This window comes from Blautia massiliensis (ex Durand et al. 2017) (genome assembly GCF_051861785.1).
Classification (GTDB): domain Bacteria; phylum Bacillota; class Clostridia; order Lachnospirales; family Lachnospiraceae; genus Blautia_A; species Blautia_A luti_A.
Genome location: NZ_CP146725.1, coordinates 3,479,374 through 3,503,581, shown reverse-complemented (window position 1 = coordinate 3,503,581; position 24,208 = coordinate 3,479,374). Strand labels below are relative to the sequence as shown.

The 24,208-nt window shown below is 44.4% G+C and carries 19 protein-coding genes and 1 pseudogene; 5 read left to right on the top strand and 15 right to left on the bottom strand.

The window, feature by feature from the left end; genetic code table 11:
- Positions 1–143 precede the first annotated feature (143 nt).
- Positions 144–1,529 carry an MATE family efflux transporter gene (locus V9W66_RS16450; protein WP_144094439.1) on the top strand — a complete coding sequence of 462 codons (1,386 nt, stop codon included), beginning with the start codon at positions 144–146 and terminating at the stop codon, positions 1,527–1,529.
- Between the two features lie 89 nt (positions 1,530–1,618).
- Here the strand turns inward: V9W66_RS16450 and V9W66_RS16445 are convergent, their stop codons facing one another.
- Positions 1,619–3,085, bottom strand: a complete 1,467-nt coding sequence (locus V9W66_RS16445) for a sensor domain-containing diguanylate cyclase (RefSeq protein ID WP_144094437.1) — start codon at positions 3,083–3,085, stop codon at positions 1,619–1,621.
- Between the two features lie 294 nt (positions 3,086–3,379).
- On the opposite strand from V9W66_RS16445, the gene V9W66_RS16440 reads away from it, so the two are divergent.
- Positions 3,380–4,762, top strand: coding sequence for an alanine/glycine:cation symporter family protein (locus tag V9W66_RS16440; protein WP_144094435.1), 1,383 nt, complete (start codon positions 3,380–3,382; stop codon positions 4,760–4,762).
- Positions 4,763–4,869: 107 nt separating this feature from the next.
- Here the strand turns inward: V9W66_RS16440 and V9W66_RS16435 are convergent, their stop codons facing one another.
- The 3 genes from V9W66_RS16435 to V9W66_RS16425 form a co-directional block, all read right to left on the bottom strand.
- Positions 4,870–5,373, bottom strand: coding sequence for a gamma carbonic anhydrase family protein (locus tag V9W66_RS16435; RefSeq protein WP_144094433.1), 504 nt, complete (start codon positions 5,371–5,373; stop codon positions 4,870–4,872).
- Between the two features lie 87 nt (positions 5,374–5,460).
- Positions 5,461–6,492, bottom strand: coding sequence for a LacI family DNA-binding transcriptional regulator (locus V9W66_RS16430; RefSeq protein ID WP_021650674.1), 1,032 nt, complete (start codon positions 6,490–6,492; stop codon positions 5,461–5,463).
- A 225-nt stretch (positions 6,493–6,717) separates the two neighbouring features.
- On the bottom strand, positions 6,718–8,208 hold the full coding sequence (locus V9W66_RS16425) for an AAA family ATPase (RefSeq protein WP_015524474.1): 1,491 nt from the start codon (positions 8,206–8,208) through the stop codon (positions 6,718–6,720).
- Positions 8,209–8,485: 277 nt separating this feature from the next.
- Here V9W66_RS16425 and V9W66_RS16420 point away from each other — a divergent pair, with 277 nt between their 5' ends.
- On the top strand, positions 8,486–9,859 hold the full coding sequence (locus V9W66_RS16420; RefSeq protein ID WP_144094429.1) for an MATE family efflux transporter: 1,374 nt from the start codon (positions 8,486–8,488) through the stop codon (positions 9,857–9,859).
- A 154-nt stretch (positions 9,860–10,013) separates the two neighbouring features.
- On the opposite strand, the gene V9W66_RS16415 is transcribed toward V9W66_RS16420, so the two are convergent.
- Both V9W66_RS16415 and V9W66_RS16410 read right to left on the bottom strand, forming a co-directional pair.
- Positions 10,014–10,361 (bottom strand): hypothetical protein, encoded by a 348-nt coding sequence (locus V9W66_RS16415; protein WP_243121766.1) that lies wholly within the window; start codon positions 10,359–10,361, stop codon positions 10,014–10,016.
- 19 nt (positions 10,362–10,380) lie between these two features.
- Positions 10,381–10,779, bottom strand: a pseudogene (locus V9W66_RS16410) (UbiD family decarboxylase); the annotation flags it as partial.
- A 171-nt stretch (positions 10,780–10,950) separates the two neighbouring features.
- Here V9W66_RS16410 and V9W66_RS16405 point away from each other — a divergent pair.
- Positions 10,951–11,094, top strand: a complete 144-nt coding sequence (locus V9W66_RS16405) for a LysR family transcriptional regulator (protein WP_243121765.1) — start codon at positions 10,951–10,953, stop codon at positions 11,092–11,094.
- Positions 11,095–11,115: 21 nt separating this feature from the next.
- Positions 11,116–11,532 carry a hypothetical protein gene (locus V9W66_RS16400; RefSeq protein ID WP_243121764.1) on the top strand — a complete coding sequence of 139 codons (417 nt, stop codon included), beginning with the start codon at positions 11,116–11,118 and terminating at the stop codon, positions 11,530–11,532.
- 10 nt (positions 11,533–11,542) lie between these two features.
- Here V9W66_RS16400 and feoB read toward each other — a convergent pair whose 3' ends face one another.
- The 9 genes from feoB to dxs all read right to left on the bottom strand — a co-directional run bounded on the left by feoB (position 11,543) and on the right by dxs (position 24,193).
- Positions 11,543–13,921, bottom strand: a complete 2,379-nt coding sequence (feoB, locus tag V9W66_RS16395; protein WP_144094427.1) for a ferrous iron transport protein B — start codon at positions 13,919–13,921, stop codon at positions 11,543–11,545.
- A 410-nt stretch (positions 13,922–14,331) separates the two neighbouring features.
- Complete coding sequence (glgA, locus tag V9W66_RS16390) at positions 14,332–15,777, bottom strand: glycogen synthase GlgA (protein WP_015524465.1); 1,446 nt, start codon at positions 15,775–15,777, stop codon at positions 14,332–14,334.
- 58 nt (positions 15,778–15,835) lie between these two features.
- Positions 15,836–16,642, bottom strand: coding sequence for a sporulation transcription factor Spo0A (gene spo0A, locus V9W66_RS16385; RefSeq protein WP_144094423.1), 807 nt, complete (start codon positions 16,640–16,642; stop codon positions 15,836–15,838).
- Positions 16,643–16,966: 324 nt separating this feature from the next.
- Positions 16,967–18,172 (bottom strand): SpoIVB peptidase, encoded by a 1,206-nt coding sequence (spoIVB, locus tag V9W66_RS16380; RefSeq protein WP_144094421.1) that lies wholly within the window; start codon positions 18,170–18,172, stop codon positions 16,967–16,969.
- A 150-nt stretch (positions 18,173–18,322) separates the two neighbouring features.
- Entirely contained in the window at positions 18,323–20,008 is a 1,686-nt protein-coding gene (recN, locus tag V9W66_RS16375; protein ID WP_144100332.1) for a DNA repair protein RecN, read from the bottom strand.
- A 42-nt stretch (positions 20,009–20,050) separates the two neighbouring features.
- The gene (gene argR / locus V9W66_RS16370) at positions 20,051–20,512 is read right to left on the bottom strand and encodes an arginine repressor (protein ID WP_021650687.1); all 462 of its coding nucleotides are present in this window, start codon (positions 20,510–20,512) and stop codon (positions 20,051–20,053) included.
- A 16-nt stretch (positions 20,513–20,528) separates the two neighbouring features.
- Positions 20,529–21,389, bottom strand: a complete 861-nt coding sequence (locus tag V9W66_RS16365) for an NAD(+)/NADH kinase (protein WP_015524460.1) — start codon at positions 21,387–21,389, stop codon at positions 20,529–20,531.
- A gap of 23 nt (positions 21,390–21,412) precedes the next feature.
- Entirely contained in the window at positions 21,413–22,222 is an 810-nt protein-coding gene (locus V9W66_RS16360; protein WP_144092812.1) for a TlyA family RNA methyltransferase, read from the bottom strand.
- Between the two features lie 84 nt (positions 22,223–22,306).
- A complete protein-coding gene (gene dxs / locus V9W66_RS16355) occupies positions 22,307–24,193 on the bottom strand; it encodes a 1-deoxy-D-xylulose-5-phosphate synthase (RefSeq protein ID WP_186289982.1) in 1,887 nt (628 codons plus the stop codon).
- Positions 24,194–24,208 lie beyond the last annotated feature (15 nt).

Here is a 24,208-nt window from a genome sequence, read left to right as displayed (position 1 = left end):
GTCAACTATCAAAATCGTTTAGATATTTATAGTATGAACCATTTATATAATGTCAGAAGGATATTCTTTTCTTGAATCCCTCATTTTTTCATGCTAATATGTATAATTAGGTCAAAAACTACAAAATACAAAATGGAGGAAATATGAATCAAAAAAGTACATCTGCTCCCATAGCAGAAAACAAAATGGGGACCATGCCCGTAGGAAGGCTTGTACTAAACATGTCTCTGCCAATGATGATCTCCATGCTGGTGCAGGCATTGTACAATATTGTAGACAGTGTTTTCGTTGCCATGCTTTCCGAAAATGCTCTGACGGCAGTTTCCATGGCTTTTCCACTGCAGACACTTCTGATCGCAGTAGGTGCAGGTACCGGTGTGGGTATGAACGCACTGCTTTCCAAATCCCTTGGAGAAAAGAACTTTGAAAAAGCTGATCGGACAGCCAGCAATGCTGCTTTCCTGTATAGCTTAAGCTATCTGGTTTTCCTGATCCTTGGATTTACAGTAGTAAAACCATTTTATGCCAGCCAGGTACATAACGCAGACCCTGAGATCCTTAAATTTGGGATTGAATATCTGAGCACAGTTATGATATTCTCCTTTGGTCTGCTTGGACAGTTTTTCTTTGAACGTCTGCTCACATCCACAGGAAAAACCATATTCAGCATGACTTCCCAGCTGTGCGGTGCCATCACCAACATCATCCTTGACCCGATCCTGATCTTTGGTCTGATCGGTGCTCCGAAAATGGGTGTTACCGGAGCTGCTGTAGCTACTGTGATCGGACAGTGTGTAGCCTGCATCGTTGCAGGAACCTGCAACTATAAATTTAATCATGAAGTCCGGCTCAGCTTCAGGGGCTTCCGTCCTGACCTTAAGATCATCGGCCATATTTATGCAGTAGGTATTCCATCAATCATCATGCAGTCCATCAGTTCTATCATGACCTATTGCATGAATCTGATCCTGGTACAGTTCACAGTCACTGCAACTGCAGTATTTGGTGTTTACTTCAAATTGCAGAGTTTTTTCTTCATGCCTGTATTTGGACTTAACAACGGCATTACACCGATCATTGCCTATAATTATGGTGCACGCCACAGAAAGCGTATGCTTAAAACTGTCAAAGTCAGCATGTTCATCGCATTCTGTTTTACATTCATTGGTTTTCTTGCCTTTGAATCTATTCCGAAAACACTGCTGGGGCTGTTCAGTGCTTCCGAAGATATGCTTACCATCGGAATCCCTGCACTTCGTATCATAGGAATCCACTATCTGATCGCATGGTTCTGTATCATTGCGGGAACTGTATTCCAGGCACTCGGAAAAGCTGTATTCAGTATGATCGTATCTATCATGCGTCAGCTATTTGTCCTGGTACCTGCTGCTTATATCCTTGCTTCCATCGGCGGACTTCACGCAGTATGGTGGTCTTTCCCCATTGCGGAGATTATTTCTCTGATCGTTTCCGTAGCTTTCCTGGTTGTCATAAACAGAACGATCATTCAAAAAATTCCGGAAGCCTAAGGACATCAAAGCTTCCCATTCCAATTTATACAAAAAGAAGACAGAAGATTTCCTTTTTCTCTTCAGGATATCTTCTGTCTTTTTTATTGTTATTTATAGATCCGGTAGCCATCCCTTCCGGAGCGTTTTACCTGATAAAGGGCAAAATCTGCTTTTTGATACAGTTCCATAAAGGTATCTCCATCCTGTGGTGCAAAAGCAATTCCTGCACTAAAAGTAAATGTATGCTCTCCCATGCCTTCCATACGGATCTCTCTGAGCTTTTCATGAAGTTTTTTTATTCTGCTCTCCATATTTTCCTGTGAACCGATATTACAGAGCAGGATCACAAACTCATCCCCGCCGATACGCCCGATCACATCCTGTTCCCGGAACTGCTCTTTAAGAAAACCTCCCAGCATTTTTAATACATTATCTCCCATGACATGTCCGTAAACATCATTCACTTCTTTAAAATGATCCATATCCAAGATCAGGAAGCCATGAAAGCCTTCCGGAGCCTTTTCTCTCAGAATAGCATCGATCACCTTCTGCGTATTCTCTCTGTTATAAACGCCTGTAAGCGCATCCTTCTGGGCAGAACGTACCAACTCTGCTTTCTCCTGATTATTTCTTACAACAATATACAGGAGCAGGAGAAGCACCAGAATACAGAAGCTTCCCATAAATAGGATTTCATAACCGGAAATGAATTCATAAGCCTGCTGTGCACTTTTTACAGGAATTGCATAACAGATCATCCAGTCGTTGTATCCAAGAGGCATATATGCCAGATACCGGTCTGCTTCTTTTCTCTCTTTGAGGCTAAGCTTCACCAGACCACTTTCGCCAACTGTAAAATCTTCCTGAATATCCTGAAGAGTATTCTTTCCTTTGAGATTTTTTTCTCCGTAATATTTAAAAAGATTGATTCCATATGTGATCTCCGTACCAGACGCCGAACCACTGTCAAAGGCAATGATCTCTCCATCACTTGTAGCCAGAAGACTGTTTCCCTCTCCATCAAAAAGATCATTAAAAAGCATATGGCTCAGCGCTGTAACATTACAGGATCCGCCCAACACACCGATCACTTTATGGTCTTTGTATACCGGCACACCTAAAACCACCCGCACCTTATGGTCCACACTGCTTTCCAGGGGATCGCTGATGGTCTGCTCTCCACTGATAGCCTCCTGAAAATATCTGCGATGAGAAACATTCTTGGTTACTCCATTGTCGTAGTATGCATCTCCATTCTTATCAATAAGAGCAGCCCTCTCCAGGTCTGTCCTTTCATAAATGGATATCAGTCGTTCTTTATTTTCTTCTGAAAAAAGTTCTTCTGATCTTCCCATTGCAGAGGCAATCTCATTCAGATATTGATAATTAATATCCAGTATCGTCCGCAAATGTTCACTTTGTCTCTGCACATTTATCTTCAATGTATTCTGAGAATTCACCTGTACAGCCCTCTGCAAACACTCGAAAAAAATAAGAATCCCTGCTATAACCGCCAAGATAAAAACGCCGGTTGCCATAACATAATTTTTTAATTCAAAGTGATTCTTTTTCATACGTTTTCTCCTGATTTAACCTTTTTTGTCCTGCATTTTTATTTTACCATGATTTTTGTTTTTTCTCTATAACAAAAAATCTCCTGTGATTATCTGGTTTTCAGAAAAACCTCCTGTTCAGATGAAATATTTTTGTTGCATTATTCTGAATATTCCTGTATAATTAGCACAATAATCAAAACTTAAGAGCGTAACGTACAAGGGCGTACAGCACATATTTCCTGTGTCTGTACGCCCTTGTGTTATTTCTGCAGTCCTGCGGATATTTCGCTTTGAGAAAGGGAGGAGATTTCTATGATAAATGCAATCGGAAGTGTGATAAACCAGATCGACAGTCTGGTGTGGGGCTGGTGGATGATCATTTTACTTCTGGGCACCCATATTTTCATGACCATCCGTACCGGTGTGATCCAGCGTAAGATCGGTACCGCCATTCGCCTGTCTGTCACCAAAGATACCAATGCGGAAGGTGAAGTCAGCCAGTTTGGCGCCCTGACAACAGCCCTTGCTTCCACTATTGGAACCGGAAATATCATCGGGGTCGGTACTGCCATTGCTCTTGGCGGTCCCGGTGCAGTCCTCTGGTGCTGGCTTACCGGTGTCTTCGGAATCGCCACCAAATACTGTGAGTCTCTCATCGCTGTAAAATACCGCGTCAAAACCAAAGACGGCCGTATGCAGGGTGGTGCTATGTATGCCCTGGAGCGCGGATTAAATATGCGCTGGCTTGGTCTGATCTTTGCCTTTTTCGGTGGCTTTGCTTCCTTTGGAATCGGATGTGCTACCCAGGTCAATGCCATTGCAACGGTATGCAATGAGAACCTTCATATTCCATCGGCAGCGATCGGCATTGCTGTGGCAGTTCTTACTGCCCTTGTTATTTTTGGCGGGATCAAATCCATCGCCAATGTATGTGAACGTCTTGTTCCGTTTATGGCATTTTTCTATGTGATCGGATGTATCATCATCCTGGGGATCAATTTCGATTTTATCATTCCCGCAGTAAAAACCATCTGCAAATTTGCTTTTACCCCTGGTGCTGCTGCAGGAGGTCTTGTAGGACGTGGTATCATGATGGCCATGCAGTATGGAATCGCAAGAGGACTTTTTTCCAATGAATCCGGTATGGGTTCTGCCCCCATCGCCGCTGCTGCCGCACAGACAAGAAATCCGGTTCGTCAGGCTCTCGTTTCCAGCACCGGTACATTCTGGGATACCGTTGTGGTATGTCTGATGACCGGTCTTGTTCTGGTAACCAGTATTATGAAAAATCCTTCGATCGACATGGGAAATATCACTGATGGCGGTGTTCTTACTACACTGGCTTTTCAGCAGATCCCGGTTCTTGGTCCTGTGATCCTTGTAGTGGGTATCATTTCCTTCGCATATTCTACAGTCCTCGGATGGGCATATTATGGAGAGCGATGCGTAGAGTATTTCTCCGGCAAAAAGGGACTCATTCCCTATCGTGTGCTGTACATTGCGGTAGCTACCATCTCCTCTGTTATTTCTCTGAACCTGGTATGGACCGTAGCGGATATCCTGAATGCACTGATGGCTATTCCAAACCTGATCGCAGTATTACTGCTTTCCAATGTGATCGTAAAAGAGACCAAAAAATATATCAACGATCTGGATGCACGGGATGACACACCGGTGGAAGTGATCGATAAATAAAAAAACGATAAATATAAGCATTTTATATAACAAAGTTACAGCTCCGACTGCTTCTCATATTACAAAGCAGTCGGAGCTGTCCGTTTACAAATGTCTTCTTCACTTTTTTATAATACATCCTGCGCTTTCATCTCTTCGGACACAGTAAGATATTCTTTGCTGTTTTCCACGATACCAAGCTTCTCTTCCCAGGTAAGGTTTCGTTTGATCCTGGCCGGACTTCCCATTACCAGAGAACCATCCGGGACCACCGTATTTTTAGTCACAAGGCTTCCGGCTCCTATGATACAGTCGTTTCCGATCTTTGCACCATCCAGGATCACGGCTCCCATTCCGATCAATGTCCGGTCTCCGATGGTACATCCATGGATCACCGCATTATGTCCCACAGTAACGTTGTTTCCGATATGGACCGGCATGTTGTGGCTCACATGAATAGTACAGTTTTCCTGGATATTTGTTTCTTCTCCGATCACTACCGGCGCATCATCTCCGCGGATCACCGCATAATATAATACACAGCTGTCACGGCCGATCGTTACATTTCCAAGGATCACAGACTGCTTTGCGATCCTAGCACCTTCTGCGATCTTTACATTTTTATAATTCATTTTTCCTCCTGAATCTGCTTTCCCTGTACAGGATCCTGCCATATGATATTTCTGATCATGGGTTCTATACGCAACAGCAATTCCTTTTTAACCCATATTATATTTCGTCCGGATCACAATATCTGTATACTGGTATTCCTTTTCCGGTGCCTTGCTGTCAAAGAGAAGCTGGAACAAAATAATCACCGGAGAATGTCCCTGTACAGCCGCATCCTGACCGATAAGGAAATTGATCGTCCCCTCTTTCAGCCATTTCAGATTTTCTTCCAGGAAATCATTGGCGATCACATGCATGGTTTTATCCTTTCCAAGCTTCTGCAAGGTCTGGCAGACACCCTTTACACCATGACCCGTAATATAGATCCCGGTCAGCTCCGGATAAAGCTCCAGAAATTCTTCCACGATCTTGGATGCCACCCATTCGTCATCATAAGAATACCTTATATCCACGATCTCGATTCCCGGAAAGCTTTCTTTAATCTCTGTCGTAAATCCTTTCTGCCTGCTGATCAGACCAGGATTGGCAACCTGTCCGGAAATTATGGCAACCTGCCCGTTTCCGCCTGTCATCTCCCACATCAGGCCTGCTGCCGTACGACCGGCCTGAAAGGTATCCTGTCCCACAAAGCATAATCTTTTTGTATCTTCCAGATCCGCATTAAAGGTAACTATCGGAATTCCATACTCTTCCTGATACTGATCGATCCTCGCTCTCAAAAGCTGATCCTCTGATGGAGTCAGCGCGATTCCATTAAACCCCTTTTCCCGGAGTTCTTCCATTGCAGCCATTACTTTTTCCGGTTCCACGCCCTCGATCTCATAGATCTTTACTGTTCCGCCAAAGCTCTCCACTTCTTCTTTTGCTTCCAGGACTCCCTTTAAAACCTGCTGCATAAAAGGAGTCTCCATATACTGAAGGATCACACCGATACGGATTTTCCTCTTTGCCATGGCAAGGGCACGACCGGCACGGCTGGGCTGATATCCCATCTCCCGGGCGATCCTTTTGATCCTTTCCTCTACTTCCGGGCGGATACGGCCTCTGTTGTTCAGTGCCCTGTCCACAGTGCCTCTTGAAACTCCTGCTGCTTCCGCAATCTGTTGTAATGTTACTGCCATATTTTACCCTCCAAAACCTCTCCTGTGTGCTTTGTGTTCACGCGCACGCTCTTTTGTCCCATTATACACATTTACACTTTCTCAGGCAATCCCTGATTTCATTATTTTTATAATTTCCCTTTACGATCAGACAGGCCCGGCATAAACAGGTGCATTCCCTCAGCCAAAAATGCTTCCGAAAAAATCTCCGGAAGCATTTTTATCATTGCAAAACTGGTTCCCTTGTCAGTCCAGAAGCTCCTGTACCATCTCGGGGGTAAAGGTTACAGCCTTCACATGATCCACCTCGATCTGATACAGGGCATTGGCCGCAATATGCTCCGCAGCCTGCTCCAGATCACGGATTCCTGTGGTATCTTCAAATTTCTTAATTACTGCATCCAGCGCCTCATCCGTTACGATACATTCTTCCTGTTTCAGACTCATACGTTTCAGAACCTTGGGAAGCGCAAATCTGGAAAAGATGATCTTCTTTTCCTCCGGTGTGTAATCGGGAATATCGATCACTGCAAAACGTGACATCAGAGGTGCACTGATCTGTGCCTTATCATTGGCTGTGGCAATAGGATAGACACCAACTGTCGGAACCATACATTCCATATAGTTATCTGTAAAACCAAGGTTATCCAGCAGTGTCAGAAGCACGTCTGCCGGATTTCCGTTTCCTTTACCTGATGCAGCCTTGTCAAGCTCATTGATGATAAATACCAGATTGGATTCTCCTGCCATGGAAAAAGCCTCCATGATGATTCCAGGCTTGGCATTTGCATAAACACGAGAGCTTCCTGTAAGCTGTTCCGGATCATTGATCGAACTCATATCCAGGGTTGTCCACGGCATTTTCAGGATTCTTGCAACTGCATAAGCGATCTGAGATTTACCGGTACCTGCCGGTCCTACAAGAAGCAGTCCGTAAGCAGGAAGTGTATGAGTACGATTGATCTGAATGATCGTCTCAATGATCCTCTGTTTTACACGCTCCATTCCATAAAGCTCCTCATCCAGGATACGGCGTGCTTCCTTCGGATCAATAGACTCAAAATAATTATGCTTCCACTGAATATTCATCATGATGGAAAGTGCTCTCTGGGCATGGCGTCTTTCCTCCTGAGAAACCTCATGAGAACGGGCAACTGCCAGATTTCTTCTTGCCCAGAGACGGATATTATCCGGCATAGTCTTTCCGGCACAGTTCATAAAGTCGGTGATACTCTGAATACTGGTAAGCTTCATATCGTCACCGTCTTCTTCCTCCTCATCGTTCTCATTTTCTTCTGCCGGCGCACTGCTTGCAAACAGACGCTCGATCATAAACTGAAGAAATCCGTCCTCAGCAGAAAGCTTGGTGCCTCCGCCAAAAGCGATCTCACGGATTTTGTAAACAGCATATCCTTCTTCTGTATTCTGTCCTGAAAGACGGATGTTGATATGATTTTCTCCGAGCCATTTGATCAGGCTTGTAAAACGGGAATCGATCTTCAGGATGTCTGCCGGAAAAACACCGTCCTCTTCCTTAAACTCAAATGCAGTCTGCTTCGCAGGATTGGAAAAATATCCGCAGGAATGATGTTTCCACTCTCTTTTGCTGTTATCCAGGATCAGCACCGGTTTCTCCGGTGTGGCTTTTGTTTCATTGGAACGAAATGTTGTATATGTGCACTGGCTTTTTGTCTCTTTTTTATCTGCCGGCGCTGCGCTGAAATCAAAAACTGGCATATTTTTTACTCCTCTTTCTCTGAAAAATATCTCCATTCAGTTTATCATGGATTGGAAATCTCAACAACTGCTGATATAATTTTTTATGCATTTTTTGTATTCGTCATTTTTCCGTAAGTTGTTTAAACAATTTTGCAGTTTGCCGATTGACACTGCCTGTAAACTATGTTATCGTGCAATCATGTCTGCTTTCATTTTTACAAAAGCTGACACAGTTACCATGTATGTGATTTACTGTTTTTCACGTCATTGTAATTGTATTTTTTTGGAGGAGGAAATGAGAAATCAACTTTCACAGCGGGATGATTTTTATCCACAGATCGTTAAGCTTGTCATCCCCATCATCATTCAGAATCTGCTAAGTGCAGCGGTCAATTCCGCCGATGTTATCATGCTGAACTTTGTAGGTCAGTCATCCATCTCCGCAGTATCCCTGGCAGCGAATTATTCCAATGTCCTGTTTATGGTATATTACGGTCTTGGTACGGGAGCCACCCTGCTTTGTGCCCAGTATTATGGAAAGGGAGATTACAAAGCCATTCAGATCATCGAGGGAATCGCTCTTCGTTTTTCCATGATCATCTCTGTTCTCGTGGCGCTCGTTGCATTTACCATGCCGCAGATGATGATGAAACTGTTCACCAATGATCCGAAGCTTCTGGCCATTGGTTCTTCCTATATCCGCATTATGGGTATCACCTATATCTGCTGGGGTATGACGGAGGTTTATCTGGCTGTTCTTCGAAGCATTGGCCGGGTAACTACCAGCATGGCGATGAATATGCTGGCATTTGGACTGAATATCCTTTTGAATGCGACTTTTATCTTCGGATTGTTCGGAGCACCCAAGCTTGGTGCTACCGGTGTGGCTATTGCTACTGCACTTTCCAGAATGATCGAGCTGATCGCCTGTTTTATTGTTTCTGCTTTCAGCAAAAATGTCCGACTGGATCTCCGATGTATGTTCACAAAAAACAAACTGCTGTTCAGTGATTTCGTGCGGCTTTCCCTGCCGGCTCTTGGTAATGATATTTCCTGGAGTATTGGTTTTTCCATGTACTCTGTGATCCTGGGGCATCTTGGTACGGATGCGGTTGCTGCCAATTCTCTGGTTGTAGTAGTCCGTAATATCGGCTCTGTTTTCTGTTTCGGTATTGCCAGTGCAGGAGGTATCCTTCTAGGCAATGTTATGGGGCAGGGCGATCTGGAACGTTCCAGGCGTTATGCTTCCAAAACACTGAAGCTTACTGTTATTGCAGGTTTTTTGGGCGGACTTATCGTTCTTGCCATCACACCGTTCGTAATGAGATTTGCGTCCCTGACACCCACTGCCATGCATTATCTGAAATATATGCTTCTGATCAACAGCTACTATATTATGGGGTCTGCCGTAAATACAACCCTGATCGCCGGTGTGTTCCGGGCAGGTGGTGATACAAAGTTTGGGCTGATCTGTGATACCATTGATATGTGGGTATATGCAGTACCCCTTGGATTCTTCGCTGCTTTTGTACTGAAGCTGCCGGTTATGTGGGTGTATTTTCTGCTCTGTACGGATGAATTTGTGAAGTGGCCATGGGTGATCAAAAGGTATCTCAGTGGGAAGTGGGCTAAGAATATTACCCGCGAGAATATATTTGAAAATAAATAGAATACAGAAACATTTTAGACGGCTGGAATCTGCGTTATTTTTCAAAAATTCGCTGTTTGAGCGAAGAAAATCTCGGACTTTTGGAAAATAACTTTAGCAGGTTCCAGCCGTTCGTTACTCAACTACCGCTGCAGTCCTTCTATCACCATCTCTGTCAGACGCACAACACTTCCCTGCACCTCCCGGATCTCCTTCTCCGAAATACCATCCTTATGAAATCCCCGGTGCAAACCACTCTCTTTCCCAGCTCTTTCGAAACCTTCTCCGCCATCCACCGGCAGATCACCTCGTCCTTATGTCCCGGAAAATTCAAAACTGAAGAAGTCACACTCACAGAACCATCCCCTGTCAGAGACACTCTCGGTTCCGTCTGCACCACACATCCCAGGTGGGGCCTCTCCCCGCCTTTCAGACAGATAAGCACATCCTCTCCGATAAATGCAGCACTGACCTCCAGCTCACAGCCTGCAGTCTCCACACACTCTGTTATAATCCATTCCATCTGCGATACTCCTTTGCTTCAGCTTATAGAGGTCAAAATCCGAATCTGCTGCCTTATGCACCACCTGCTGACACGGTGCATCGCCTTCAAGATCGACCGGTGGAATTGGATTCTCCACGCTTTTGCAGAGCACCTTTCCAAGATTTTCCGGCTGAGTGTCAAGTAAAGCAGCAACTCTTTTTCTGCTTGCCAGAAGACCGATAGCTACCCTTGCATCCGGGTGTCCTTTTATACGATTAAAGATCATAGCAGATCCTTCCTTTGTGGGACACTTCACCGTTCCACCGGCTCCTACATAACGATATACCCCTGCAAGCTCTGCCATCGGATCAACTTCCACCTCTGTTTCGATCAGCTGATCTGGCATCTGCTCCAGAAGTGCCAGAGCACTTCTCAGATCTCTTACTTTTTCTGCCATAAAAAACCTCCTGCGTTATCTTTATATTACTGTTCACTCCGTTCTCAGTAACATCTTTATTTTCTTATGTTATTTTATCTCTTTTTTACATGGTGAATCAATTCTTTCTATGATATAATTGTTTCCAATATGGAATGATTCGTCACTATTTTCTAAAAGGCAGGTGTTACCATGACTCTTGAACAGATCGACTATTTTATCTGTGCAGCTCAGTCCCGGACTTTTTTTGATGCTGCAGAAGCTATGCATATCTCCCAGTCCTCCCTTTCCAAGCAGATCATGAAACTGGAAAAAGAACTGGAGCTTACCTTATAGGACCGCAGCAAGCGTACTGCTGTGCTTACTCCTGAAGGAGAGTTTTTTTACAAAGAAGCACTTAAGATTTCCAGACAGTATCATCGTTCTCTGGAAGCAGTGTACCACTTTAAGGACAGTAAGCTCCAGGCACTTCATATTGGAACACTTCCTTTTCTTTCTCAGTACCATCTTACTTCTGTGATACACAGTTTTTGTGATACACACCCGGAGCTTCTGCGTACTGCCCGCGCAGAATCTATTGTCAGCGCAGTGGAAATTGGCGAAGGGATCAGCCTTCTTACAAAAAGCAACTTTCAGCTTTTTCGTCAGCCTTCTCTTGCTGCTGTCCCGGTTAACGGACTGGAAAAGCTATCTGTTGGAATTGCCCATAAAAAAAATATGGCTCTCACAACCTCTGCAGAATGTTTTCTGCAGTTTGTGAAAAGCCATATGTAAGGTATTTTTTCTATAATCCAAGCATCATTCCCACACCATGTACCGCAAACGCAACGATCCATGCAGTGGCACACTGTACTGCTACAATACCAGCGGCAGCTCTTACAGTTCCCATCTCCCGACGCACAGTTGCAATAGCTGCAACACAGGGTGTATAGAGCAAGGTAAAGATTAAAAACACGTAAGCAGTAAACGGTGTAAATAAAGTCTGAAGCAACGCCGTATTTCCACCCAGAAGGACTGTCAGCGTAGACACAACACTCTCTTTTGCCATAAAGCCCGTGATCAATGCGGTGGATACTCTCCAGTCACCAAAGCCCAGCGGAGCAAAAAGTGGTGCCACGATGCTTCCGATCTTTGCCAGAAGGCTCTGATCTGTGCTGGTAACAAGGTTAAGACCTGCATCAAAGTTCTGCAGGAACCACACGATCAGCGTTGCTGCAAAAATAATTGTAAACGCTTTCTGGATAAAGTCCTTCGCCTTTTCCCAGATCAGCTGTCCTACACTTTTTGCAGAAGGAAGCCGGTAATTGGGAAGCTCCATGACAAACGGAACCGGCTCTCCCTTATATTTCGTCTTTTTCAGGATCAGCGCATACAGGATCCCGCAGAGAATTCCTGCAAAATAAAGGCTGATCATCACAACTCCTCTCCACTGCTTCGGGAAAAATGCACTGGTGAGAAGTCCGTAGATCGGAAGCTTGGCACTGCAGCTCATAAACGGAGTAAGCAGGATCGTCATTTTCCGGTCACGTTCACTGGATAATGTTCTGGTTGCCATAATGGCCGGCACCGAACAGCCGAATCCGATCAGCATCGGCACAAAGCTTCTTCCGGAAAGTCCGATCTTTCGAAGGAGCTTGTCCATAACAAAGGCTACACGAGCCATATATCCGGTATCTTCCAGGATTGACAGGAAGAAAAACAAAGTAACGATCGTGGGAAGAAATCCGATCACGCTTCCGATACCGCTTAAAATTCCATCCACAACCAGTGACTGCAGTACTGAGCTGACACCTGCCGCCTCCAGTCCCCTGCCAATAAGTGCAATTACCCAGTTCACGACCATAGTCATTCCGTCTGAAAGCCAGGCTCCCAGATAATTAAACGTCATCACAAATACAATTGCCATAATTCCCATAAAACAGGGAATTGCTGTATATTTTCCGGTAAGGATACGATCTATGGCGACACTTCGTTTATGTTCACGGCTTTCTGCCGGTTTTACCACAGTTTTCTCACAAAGCTTTTCAATAAAATTGAAGCGCATGTTCGCAAGAGCTGCCTCACGGTCCAGACCGCCATCCTTCTCCATAACATGTACCAGCCCATCAAGAACCTTTTTTTCACCTTCAGGCAAAGCCAGACGTTTTTCAATCAGAGAATCTTTCTCTACGATCTTCGTAGCTGCAAAACGTACAGGAAGTCCTGCTTTTTTTGCATAGGGTTCGATCAGATGAACGGCTGCATGGATACATCTGTGAAGTGCGCCTACCGGATCCTTCGGTGACTGATTGTCAGTACAGAAATCAATTCTTCCCGGTGCTTCTCTGTATCTTGCAACATGGACTGCATGATCGATCAGCTCATCAATTCCTTCATTCTTCGCTGCTGAAATAGGTACAACCGGAATTCCTAAAATCTCCTCCAGTTCATTGATCCGAACAGAGCCTCCATTTGCCCTTATCTCATCCATCATATTTAAGGCCAGCACCATTGGGATTCCAAGCTCCATCAGCTGCATGGTAAGATAAAGATTTCTCTCAATATTGGAAGCATCTACAATATTAATGATTCCTGTCGGCTTCTCATTCAGCAGAAAATCTCTTGTTACGATCTCCTCGCTGGAATACGGGGAAAGTGAATAGATTCCAGGAAGATCCGTTACCGTTGCCTCCGGATGCCTTCGGATGCTTCCTTCTTTCTTGTCAACAGTTACACCCGGAAAGTTACCAACATGCTGATTGGAACCTGTCAGCTGATTAAAAAGAGTTGTCTTTCCACAGTTCTGATTACCTGCCAGTGCAAACGTGATCGGTTCCCCTTTGGGAATCGTATCACCGATCCGGTTCTTATGATAATCTCGAGCCTTTCCAAGTTCTCCCACACCAGGATGAGCAATCGGCTGATGCCGCTCATTTTCTTTCTTCGTTTCCGTCATGGATTCGATTGATACGATCTCAATCTTTGCAGCTTCCGCCAGCCGCAATGTCAGCTCATATCCGCGCAACACAAGCTGTACCGGATCTCCCATAGGAGCTGTTTTACGAAGAGACACTTCTGTCCCCGGTGTAAGCCCCATATCCAGAAGATGATGTCTCAGCTCCCCCTCACCACGAACACTGATGATTCTGCCACATTCTCCAGTCTTTAATTTGTCCAGTGTCATATTGTCACCTCATCATAAGTACAATTTACATGGTCAATACATATATCTGTATTATCCACTGGTACATCGTTTCGTAAATAACTATATCAATCGGATTCACAGACAAGTGAATGGTATAGTTATTCCAAAAACGATGTATTAATATAAATGTAACACAATTTAAGTTATTTGACAATAACTGATTAATCTGATAAGTTTCGTATAAATAATACAAATTCGAAAGTTATTTATCATTAACATTTATATTTTTTCTCACTTTAGCACAATTCCTGTTTGATAAACAAACATCTTCATATTTTTTTTTGCAGACATACAATAACATCCATATATATTCCCGCAATAAAAAAGCGCAAACGACATATTATCTGTCGTCTGCGCCTTTTTATTGCGGGAGCCGCTTCGGTGAATCCTTACTCACCAATTAACCAATTGTACATTTCCTCATACTGACGTGCGGAATTGTTCCAGGAAAAATCTGCAGCCATCGCGCGATCTACCATTTTATTCCATTCACGTTTCTTGTCATAATATACACTCTCTGCATAACGGATCGTAGCAAGCATTTCATGTGCATTGTAATTTACGAAGGAGAATCCTGTTCCGGTTCCCTCGAATTCATTGTACGGGACAACTGTATCCTTCAGACCACCAGTCTCTCTGACGATCGGAAGAGTTCCATAACGAAGGCTCATCAGCTGGCTTAAGCCACATGGCTCAAACAGTGACGGCATCAGAAATGCATCAGATGCTGCATAAATTCTGTGAGACATTGCCTCATCATAGTAGATCTGTGCAGATACCTTGCCATGATACTTCCAGTCAAAATGACGGAACATATTCTCATAACGTTCCTCACCGGTACCAAGAGCAACGATCTGAACCGCATCCTGACACAGTTCGTCCATGATATAAGCAATCAGATCAAATCCCTTCTGATCTGTCAGGCGGGATACAATACCGATCATCATAGCTTTCGGATCCTGCTCAAGTCCAAGATCTTTCTGCAGCTGGATCTTGTTCTTAATCTTCTCCTTGCGGAAGTTCTTTGCATTGTAGTTCTTGGTGATATTCGGATCTGTCTCCGGATTGAATTCATTGTAATCAATACCATTTACAATACCACGCAGACTGTTGGCTCTCGCATTGAGAAGTCCGTCCAGCTTCTCACCATAAAACGGTGTCTTGATCTCTTCTGCATAGGTATTACTTACTGTGGTAATGGCATCTGCAAATACCATACCGCCCTTCAGGAAATTTGCGTCCTTGTATGCTTCCAGTTTATCCGGCGCAAAGTAGTAATCGGAAAGGCCTGTGATATCTTTAACAGTCTTAACATCCCATACACCCTGGAATTTCAGGTTATGTATTGTCATAACAGTCTTGATTCCACGGAAGAATTCATTCTCCTGGAAAGAATCGTGAAGGTAAACCGGAACAAGTCCTGTCTGCCAGTCATGACAGTGGATGATATCCGGTCTGAATCCGATCACCGGAAGAACCGATAACACAGCTTTGGAAAAGAAAGCAAATTTCTCAAGATCCCATGGTGCGCTGTCATATGGTTTCGGACCACTGAAATAATATTCATTATCAATGAAGTAAAACTGGATCCCGTCATACTGCATCTGCATAATGCCTACATAGCAGTTCTTAAATCCCAGATCCATATAAAAATGGGTCACATACTCCATTTTGTCTTTCCATTCCTGTTTCATACAGGCATATTTCGGTAAGATCACGCGGATATCAAAATATTTTTTGTCAAAGCACTTAGGCAGTGAGCCGGCAACATCAGCGAGTCCTCCTGTTTTGATAAAAGGTACTGCTTCTGATGTAGCAAACAGAATTTTTTTCATCTGTATTCCCCTCCCTGGGTACACCCGTTTTTATTTATGATTATACTCCAAAATTCATCTAATTTAAAGACCGATTTTTATATTCCAGTCTGATTTTATCTGCGATCAGTGCTATAAATTCAGAATTCGTGGGTTTCCCTTTTCCGGTGCTTACAGTATATCCAAACAATTCATCAATGGTATCCATCTTTCCCCGGCTCCATGCCACCTCAATCGCATGTCGGATCGCCCGCTCCACTCTGCTCGGTGTTGTCTGATGGCGTTTCGCAATGGTTGGATATAATACCTTGGTAATGGAATTGAGCATTTCCATGTCATTGACAGACAAAATGATCGCATCCCTTAAATACTGATACCCCTTGATGTGTGCCGGAACTCCGATCTCATGAATGATATTCGTCACATCGGTTTCCAGATTCCTTTCCGGCTGAGGCTTTTTGGTTTCCGTGACACCTGGCCTTGCAATCTCCCGCACTCTCCTGTCCCCAATCTTCCGAATATGTTTGATCCGGTTTAAAAGTGTGGTGTTGTCAAAAGGCTTCAAAACATAATAGTCTGCTCCAAGACTGAATGCATCCTCTGTAATCCTCTCCTGTCCAATTGCAGATAATACGATAAACACTGGAACTTTTTTGACATTTGCGTTATGGGAAAATTTCTCCATAACGGAAAGGCCGTCCATCTTCGGCATAATGATGTCGAGAATCACCACATCCGGCTCCTTATCTTTGATTATGTTACAGATTTCTTCTCCGTTGTGTGCTTTTCCGACCAGTTCAAGGTCTTTATCTTCTTCGATCATCTGACCGAGCATGTCTGTCATTTTCGCGTTATCATCAGCAATTGCAACATTTAATTTGTCCATGAGGACCCTCCTAACTTCTATCTCCTTGGGTTTCCAGACATACCCCCTGTCACCACGGCAGTAACCGACACTGTTAGCTGCCTGCGCTTTCCCCTTGCTGGCGACAAAATTATTATAGTGGAAATCCTGTAGTAAAATCAAGATAAAAATAGTTATTTTATCACACTTTCGTACGATATTTTTCGACATTTTTTCTCTTATATATCACAAAATTCACTAAAATGCAGGTATTTCACTCTGTATCCGGCATTTTTCCCCATATAAAAAAGAGGCACTTTTCCCGGACTTTTTCCATGTTTTTGTGCCTCTTTCCTCAACTGCAGATTATGCATTGCCTGTCATATTTTCAATAAAAATCCCATATCCGCCGGTAGAATCCTGCACAAATACATGCGTCACGGCACCAAAGAGTTTTCCGTTCTGAAGCACAGGACTTCCAGACATTCCCTGAACGATCCCACCTGTTTTTTCCAGGAGTTCTTTATCTGTGATCTGGATCACGAAGCTCTTATTAGAATCCTCATGGTTCATATCGATCCTGGTGATCTCCGCGGCATATTCTTTTACTTCGCCGTCTGTGCAGCAGAGAACAGATGCGGGTCCAATTTTCAGATCCTGTTTGTAACCTACAGGAATCTTCTTCAGATCCAGATTTTTCACCTGGTCAGCATCCACAGTTCCAAAAATGCCGTTTTTACTGTTTTCGGAAATCTCACCCAGGATATTGTCAGCTTCGTATCGGATCAGCCCGGATAGTTCTCCGGGATTTCCTTTTTCTCCTTTCCGGATCCCCAGGATCTGGGCGTTGTAAAGATTTCCATCTGCGATACTTAAAAGTTCGCCGGTATCCACATCGCTGATCCCGTGGCCAAGAGCACCGAACCCTCCATTTTCGTCCACATAAGTCAGGGTTCCGATTCCCTGTGTATCGTCCCTCACCCAGATGCCAAGCTTGTAGTTTCCTTTTTCATCTTTCACAGGCGTCAGGGACAGGGGAATCGTCTCTTTTCCCCGGCGGACCTTCAGTGTTACAGATTCTCCGCAAAGATCTGCAAGATCCTCCAGAAGATCCTGCTTGCACTGGATCCGGTTCTGATCAAAAGCCACAATATAATCTCCCGGCTTTACAATGTCCCGGGCCGGTTCTTCCATCTCACCACTTTCCGAAAGGATCTCGCCTGTATCAATGATCAGAACTCCTTTCGTCTGCATATAAATACCTACTGCATCTCCGCTTGCATATACTTCTTTTGCAGTTATATTCTTTACCTTCACATCCTTAAAAGGGATCACTCCCAAGAGTCTGCAGTGCAACTTATAGCTGTCTTTTCCTGAAACGGTGATTGCATCATCAAAGCTGATAAAAGGGCGTTTAAGAAGATTGGCTACTTCCCGGCTGTCCTCATGATCCATCAGGATCTGATCCGGGATCTTTCTGTCCAGAAGCCGGTAGCCCAGCCATCCCATCAGAATCAGATCCAGCGCAAGAAATACAAGGAGCCAACATCGGTATTTTCTTTTTCTGTTCATCTTACGTCACATCCTTTGTAATTTTCTGATACAAGCAAATCCCCACCCACTGCTTATTGCTTTTCGCAACTGAAGCAGGAGACTGACTTGATTCGGTTAAAAAAGAGGACCGACCTTTCGGCCGTCCTCTCTTAGTATGTAACGTATAAATTATTTCAGTCTTGTATTTTTTTGTTGCTGTGCCAATTCCTTCATCTCTCTTGCATTTCCAAGAACAGCCGGCGTGATCTGGGCACCGCCCAGAAGTCTGGCAAGCTCACGAACAGATTCCTCTCCTTCCAGAGGATGGATCTGGGTGATGGTTTCTGTTCCTTCTACATGTTTCTCAATCTCAAAATGGGTATCTGCCATTGCTGCGATCTGTGGAAGATGTGTGATACAAAGCACCTGCCTGTGCTGTCCGATCACTGCCATTTTTTCAGAGACCTTCTGTGCAGTACGCCCACTGATCCCTGTATCGATCTCATCAAAGATCAGTGTATCGATCTGATCTTTATCTGCAAGGATCGCTTTGATGGCAAGCATGATCCTGGAAAGCTCACCACCGGATACGATCTGTCCCAGCGGTTTTCTGCTTTCACCTGGATTTGTGGAAATCTCATATTCCACCGCATCATAACCATTATCTGTATAATTTTTTCTGCGGTCAAAACGGATAGAAAAATCCACATCCTCAAAATTCAGTTCCTTCAATCCTTCGATAATCTTTTCATCCAGCTGCTTACTGTATTCTTTCCGGATCTCTGAAAGTTCATGCGAAGCTTCCTCAAGAATCTTTTCTGCCTGCATAAGTTTTTCTTTCAGTAACCGGAAATTTTCTTCGAATCTTTGAAGTTTTTCTAATTTTTCCTGCTGTTCCTTCTGATAAGACAAAATTTCATGGATCGTCTGTCCATACTTTGCCTTCAGACTATTGATCAGATCCAGTCTTTTTTCTGTTTCAAAAAAAGTTTCTTCGTCAAAAGTCAGACTATCCATATAAGAGGACAGATCACGGCAGAAGTCACTGAGAAGTGAATCGATTTCCACAAGAGCTTCCTGTAAAGGTGCAAGATCCTTATCGTAATCTGCAATTCTTGAAAACTCTTTCAGGGCATTTCCGGTCATATCTGCGGCGCCCTGTTCATATCCGGTCATCACACGGACCATTTGTGCTGTTTCCATGATCCTTCTGGCATTGCTCAGCTTCCGGTAGCGATCCTCCAGTGTTTCGTCCTCTCCCGGAATAAGAGCTGCCTCCTCGATCTCATTGATCTCAAATTCCAGAAAGGCTTTTTCACGGTTGCGCTGTTCCTCATCCATATCCAGTGCTTTCAGCTGATCCACACAGTTCCGATACTCCTGATAAGCTTTCCGGACCTTCTCCCTGGCAGGAAGGATCTGTTCTTTTCCGTATACATCCAAAATAGCCAGCTGGCGGTCTCCATAAAGAAGCGACTGATGCTCATGCTGTCCGTGAATGTCCAGAAGACAGGCTGCTGCTGCTTTCATCTGGCTGACAGTACTTGTCTCTCCGTTGATCTTGTTGATACTTCTGCCGTCCATGATCTTACGGGACATCAGCACCTGTCCGTCTTCCGGATAGATGTCAAGCGCCGCAAGGGACTCTCTGGCTTTCGTGTTTTCAACCTGAAACAGCAGCTCTATCAGGGCATAGGAAGCATTTTCACGAATCATGCTTCTGGAAGTTTTTCCGCCCAGGATAAGCTGTATGGATCCTAACAGAATGGATTTTCCGGCTCCGGTCTCACCAGTTAAGATATTTAAGCCTGGTCCGAATTCCACCTCTGATTCCTCTATCAGTGCAAGATTTTTTACATGCAGATGTACTAACATTGATTTCCTTTCTGGTATAAAGCATTTACATATTCTGTCATTTTATTTTCCTCTGGATAAGATCCCGCCAAGCTTCTGAACTACACCCGGTGCCTGTTCAGAGGTTTTCACCACACACATAATGGTATCATCTCCGGCAATACATCCCAGGATTTCCGGCCATTTCATGGCATCAAGAGCTGCTGCTGCCGCCATGGCCATTCCCGGAATTGTTTTTACCACTACGATATTCTGTCCGATGTTCATAGCGATCACTGCATCTTTCAGAACTCTGGAATATTTATCACTTAACACATCCGGTGTATGTTCTTCCAGGATCGCATATCTGGACTTTCCGTTGCTGCCTGCAACCTTTGTCATTTTCAGAGCACGGATATCTCTGGATACGGTAGCCTGCGTAACCTTAAAACCGGCCTCATTCAGTCTTGCTGCAAGTTCTTCCTGTGTATCGATCTCGTACTGACGGATCAGTTCGATAATTTTTTCATGTCTTGCTACTTTCAAAATTGAACCTCCTGCATCAGCTGTTACTCATTTTCTGTCTCAGAACCTCCACAAAGCTCAGATGGTTCAGCTTGAGGATTTTTGTCCTGACTGTGGCTTTCCGGATCACGATCCGGTCACCGGTGACCATGGATATCTGGGTATCCCCGTCGAAAGAGGCCACCGCTTTCTCAATGGTATTATGTCTTCCCTCACCGATCTCTACTGTAACTGCCTCTTCCCCGGAAAGAATGATACTTCGGGTGTTCATGGTATGGGGAGCGATGGGGGTCATGATCATCATACTGGCACTGGGAGAAACCACGGGACCTCCCGCTGACAGACTATATCCGGTAGAACCGGTCGGCGTGGAAATGATGATACCATCTGCATTGTATGAATTCATATATGCATCATTAACATAATTCTTGAAACGGATCACACGGAGATGTCCTTCTCTTCCGATCACAATGTCATTTAATGCGATATCTTTTCCAATAAGTTCTTCTCCCCGATAGATCTTTCCTTCCAGCATCATACGATCTTCCAGCTCATAGTCATCTGACAGAAGCCGATCCAGAGCCGGATACACGGAATTTTTATCCACCTCGGCAAGAAATCCCAGAGTTCCCAGATTGATTCCAAGAAGAGGGATATCCAGATGCACCACATCCCTTGCAGCCTGCAGAAGTGTTCCATCTCCTCCCAGTACAATAATGCACTGTGTATCCTGCGGAATCCCATCCGGGTCCGTATAATGATACGGTCCCTCCATTTTTTCGGTGATCTTCTGCACATGACACCTGGCACCATGCTTCTCCAGATAGGCAATGATTCTATTAGAAAATGTCAGTTCCGGATCCTTGGCACTGTTTGGAATTATATAAAATCTGTCCATATTGCTTCAGTCCTTTCCAAACATCAGTCCAGCTGTCCGTGGGCTTCCTTTACCACATCCTCTACGGATACGTCAAGACTCACAGATACTTCTGTTCCTTCCGGATGTTTTTTCAGATGAAGGAGATATTCAATATTTCCTTCAGGTCCCTTGATGGGAGAAAAAGAAAGATGACAGGGCTCCATAGAAATACTCATGGCATAATCTCTGACTTTCTCAATGACTTCTTCATGGACCTTCGGATCACGGACAACGCCTTTTTTTCCGACTTTTTCTCTGCCGGCCTCAAACTGAGGTTTGATGAGACATACGATCTCTCCGTCCTCTGTGAGAAGATTTCTTACAGGAAGAAGCACTTTTGTAAGGGAGATAAAAGAAACATCGATCGAAGAAAATGCTGCCGGGTCTTCCAGATCTTCCGGTACCACATAGCGGATATTTGTTTTTTCCATGCATACAACTCTTGGATCATTCCTGAGTTTCCAGTCCAGCTGTCCATATCCCACGTCAATAGAATAGACTTTGACCGCTCCGTTCTGAAGCATACAATCTGTGAAACCGCCGGTGGATGCGCCTACATCCATGCACACCTTGTCCTTCAGCGTCACGCCAAAATTTTTCATGGCTTTTTCCAGCTTCAGTCCGCCTCTGCTGACATAAGGAAGAGTCTTTCCTCTTACCTCCAGCTTGACAGTCTCAGCAAACATGGAGCCAGCCTTGTCTTCCTTCTGACCGTTGACATATACTTCCCCGGCCATGATATACGCTTTTGCTTTTTCGCGTGACGGTGCAAGTCCCTGTTCCACCATCATGATATCCAGTCTTTTTTTCATATTATCCTCCAACAGCCCGGCTCCTTATGTGCCGGGCTGTAAAATGCCTCACAGCTTCGTATTCTTCTGCAAAGGCTATGTCCTTTATTTTCTGTTATTCACAAGATTTTCCCAGCTCTGTTCTACCGCATCCAGGATTCCCTGTACATTTAAACCTATTTTCATTCGCTGACGGTCCACCGTTCCATGCTCAATAAAATGATCCGGTATTGCCAGTGGAAGAACTCTTACTTCCGGATGACAGGCTTCCATATAAGCAGATACATGTTCTCCGAACCCACCGCTTTTTACATTCTCCTCCACAGTGACCAAAAGACTGTGGTTCTGCGAAAGCCGATCAAGAAGCTCTGTATCCAGAGGCTTTACAAAACGGACATTTACAAACGTAGCTCCTGCTATTTTGTGATTTCTTATCTCTTCACAGACCTTCTGACAGACAGAAACCATGCTGCCAACCCCGAGAACTGCAATCTCACTGCCTGGAGTGATCACTTCACTTCTGCCCTTCTTAAGTGGCTCATGACATTCTTCCATATCGGTACATGCCGATCCTTTCGGATATCGGATCGCACAGGGGCCATCCAGCTCTTCTACTGCAAATTTCAACATCTCCTCAAGCTCTTTTCCATTCTTGGGAGCCATAACTGTCATATTGGGAATCATGGACAGATAGGAAAAATCAAAGCATCCATGATGTGTTTCACCATCTGCTCCGACAAATCCTGCCCTGTCAATGGCAAAAATTACATGAAGATCCTGCATACATACATCGTGAAGGATCTGATCGATCCCTCTCTGCAGGAACGAAGAATATACCGCAAAAACCGGGATCATTCCCCCAAGTGCCATGCCTGCCGCAAAGGTTACTGCATGTTCTTCCGCAATACCCACATCAAAAAAACGCTCCGGGAATTTCTTCCGGAATCGGTTCAGTCCGGTTCCATCTGGCATAGCAGCTGTAATAGCAACTACTTTTTTGTTCTTCTCTGCCAAAGAACATATTGCACCGGAAAAATGATCCGTATATGTCGGCGCTGTTTTTGCTGCAAGAGGTCTGCCACTCTGGATGTCAAAAGGACCTGTTCCGTGAAAACGCTCCGGATGGGAAGATGCCGGTCCATAGCCTCTGCCTTTTTCTGTAAGGACATGGACAACAACCGGTCCCTCCACTCTCTTTGCCTCATTAAAAAGCTTCATCATCTGGCGCATATTATGGCCATCTACCGGTCCCAGATAAGTCAGCCCCATATTTTCAAAAAGCATTCCGGGAATGATCAGCTGCTTGATGCTGCTCTTGGTCTTTCGGACCGTATCTACCACGGCGGTTCCAACATGGGGAATCTTTTTGAGTGTTTTTGTCACGCCGATCTTCATTCCTGTATAAGTCTCAGCTGTACGCAGAGCGCTTAAATAGGTGGACATTCCTCCTACGTTCTTGGAAATAGACATGTTATTATCATTGATGATAATAATAAAATTAGTCTTCAGCTCAGCCGCATTGTTCAATGCTTCATAAGCCATCCCACCGGTAAGCGCACCATCTCCGATCACGGAAACCACATGGTATTTCTCTCCCATCAGGTCTCTGGCACGGACATAGCCAAGTCCTGCGGAAATGGAATTGGAACTGTGTCCGGTATCAAACGAATCACAGTTACTTTCATTCCTTTTTGGAAAACCGCTTAAACCTCCTTCTTTACGAAGATCCTTAAAGCCGTCTTTTCTTCCTGTAAGGATTTTATGTGTATAAGCCTGATGTCCCACATCCCAGATCAGCTTATCCTGTGGAAGATCAAGCACATTATGCAGAGCAAGAGTCAGCTCCACCACACCCAGATTGGATGCCAGATGGCCACCTGTCTCACTTACACTCTGGATCAAAAAGCTCCTGATTTCCTCAGCAAGACGCGGAAAATCCTCCAATGAAACTTTATGAATATCATTTGGCTTTTTAATTTTTTCCAGAATCATTTGTACCCTTCCTTT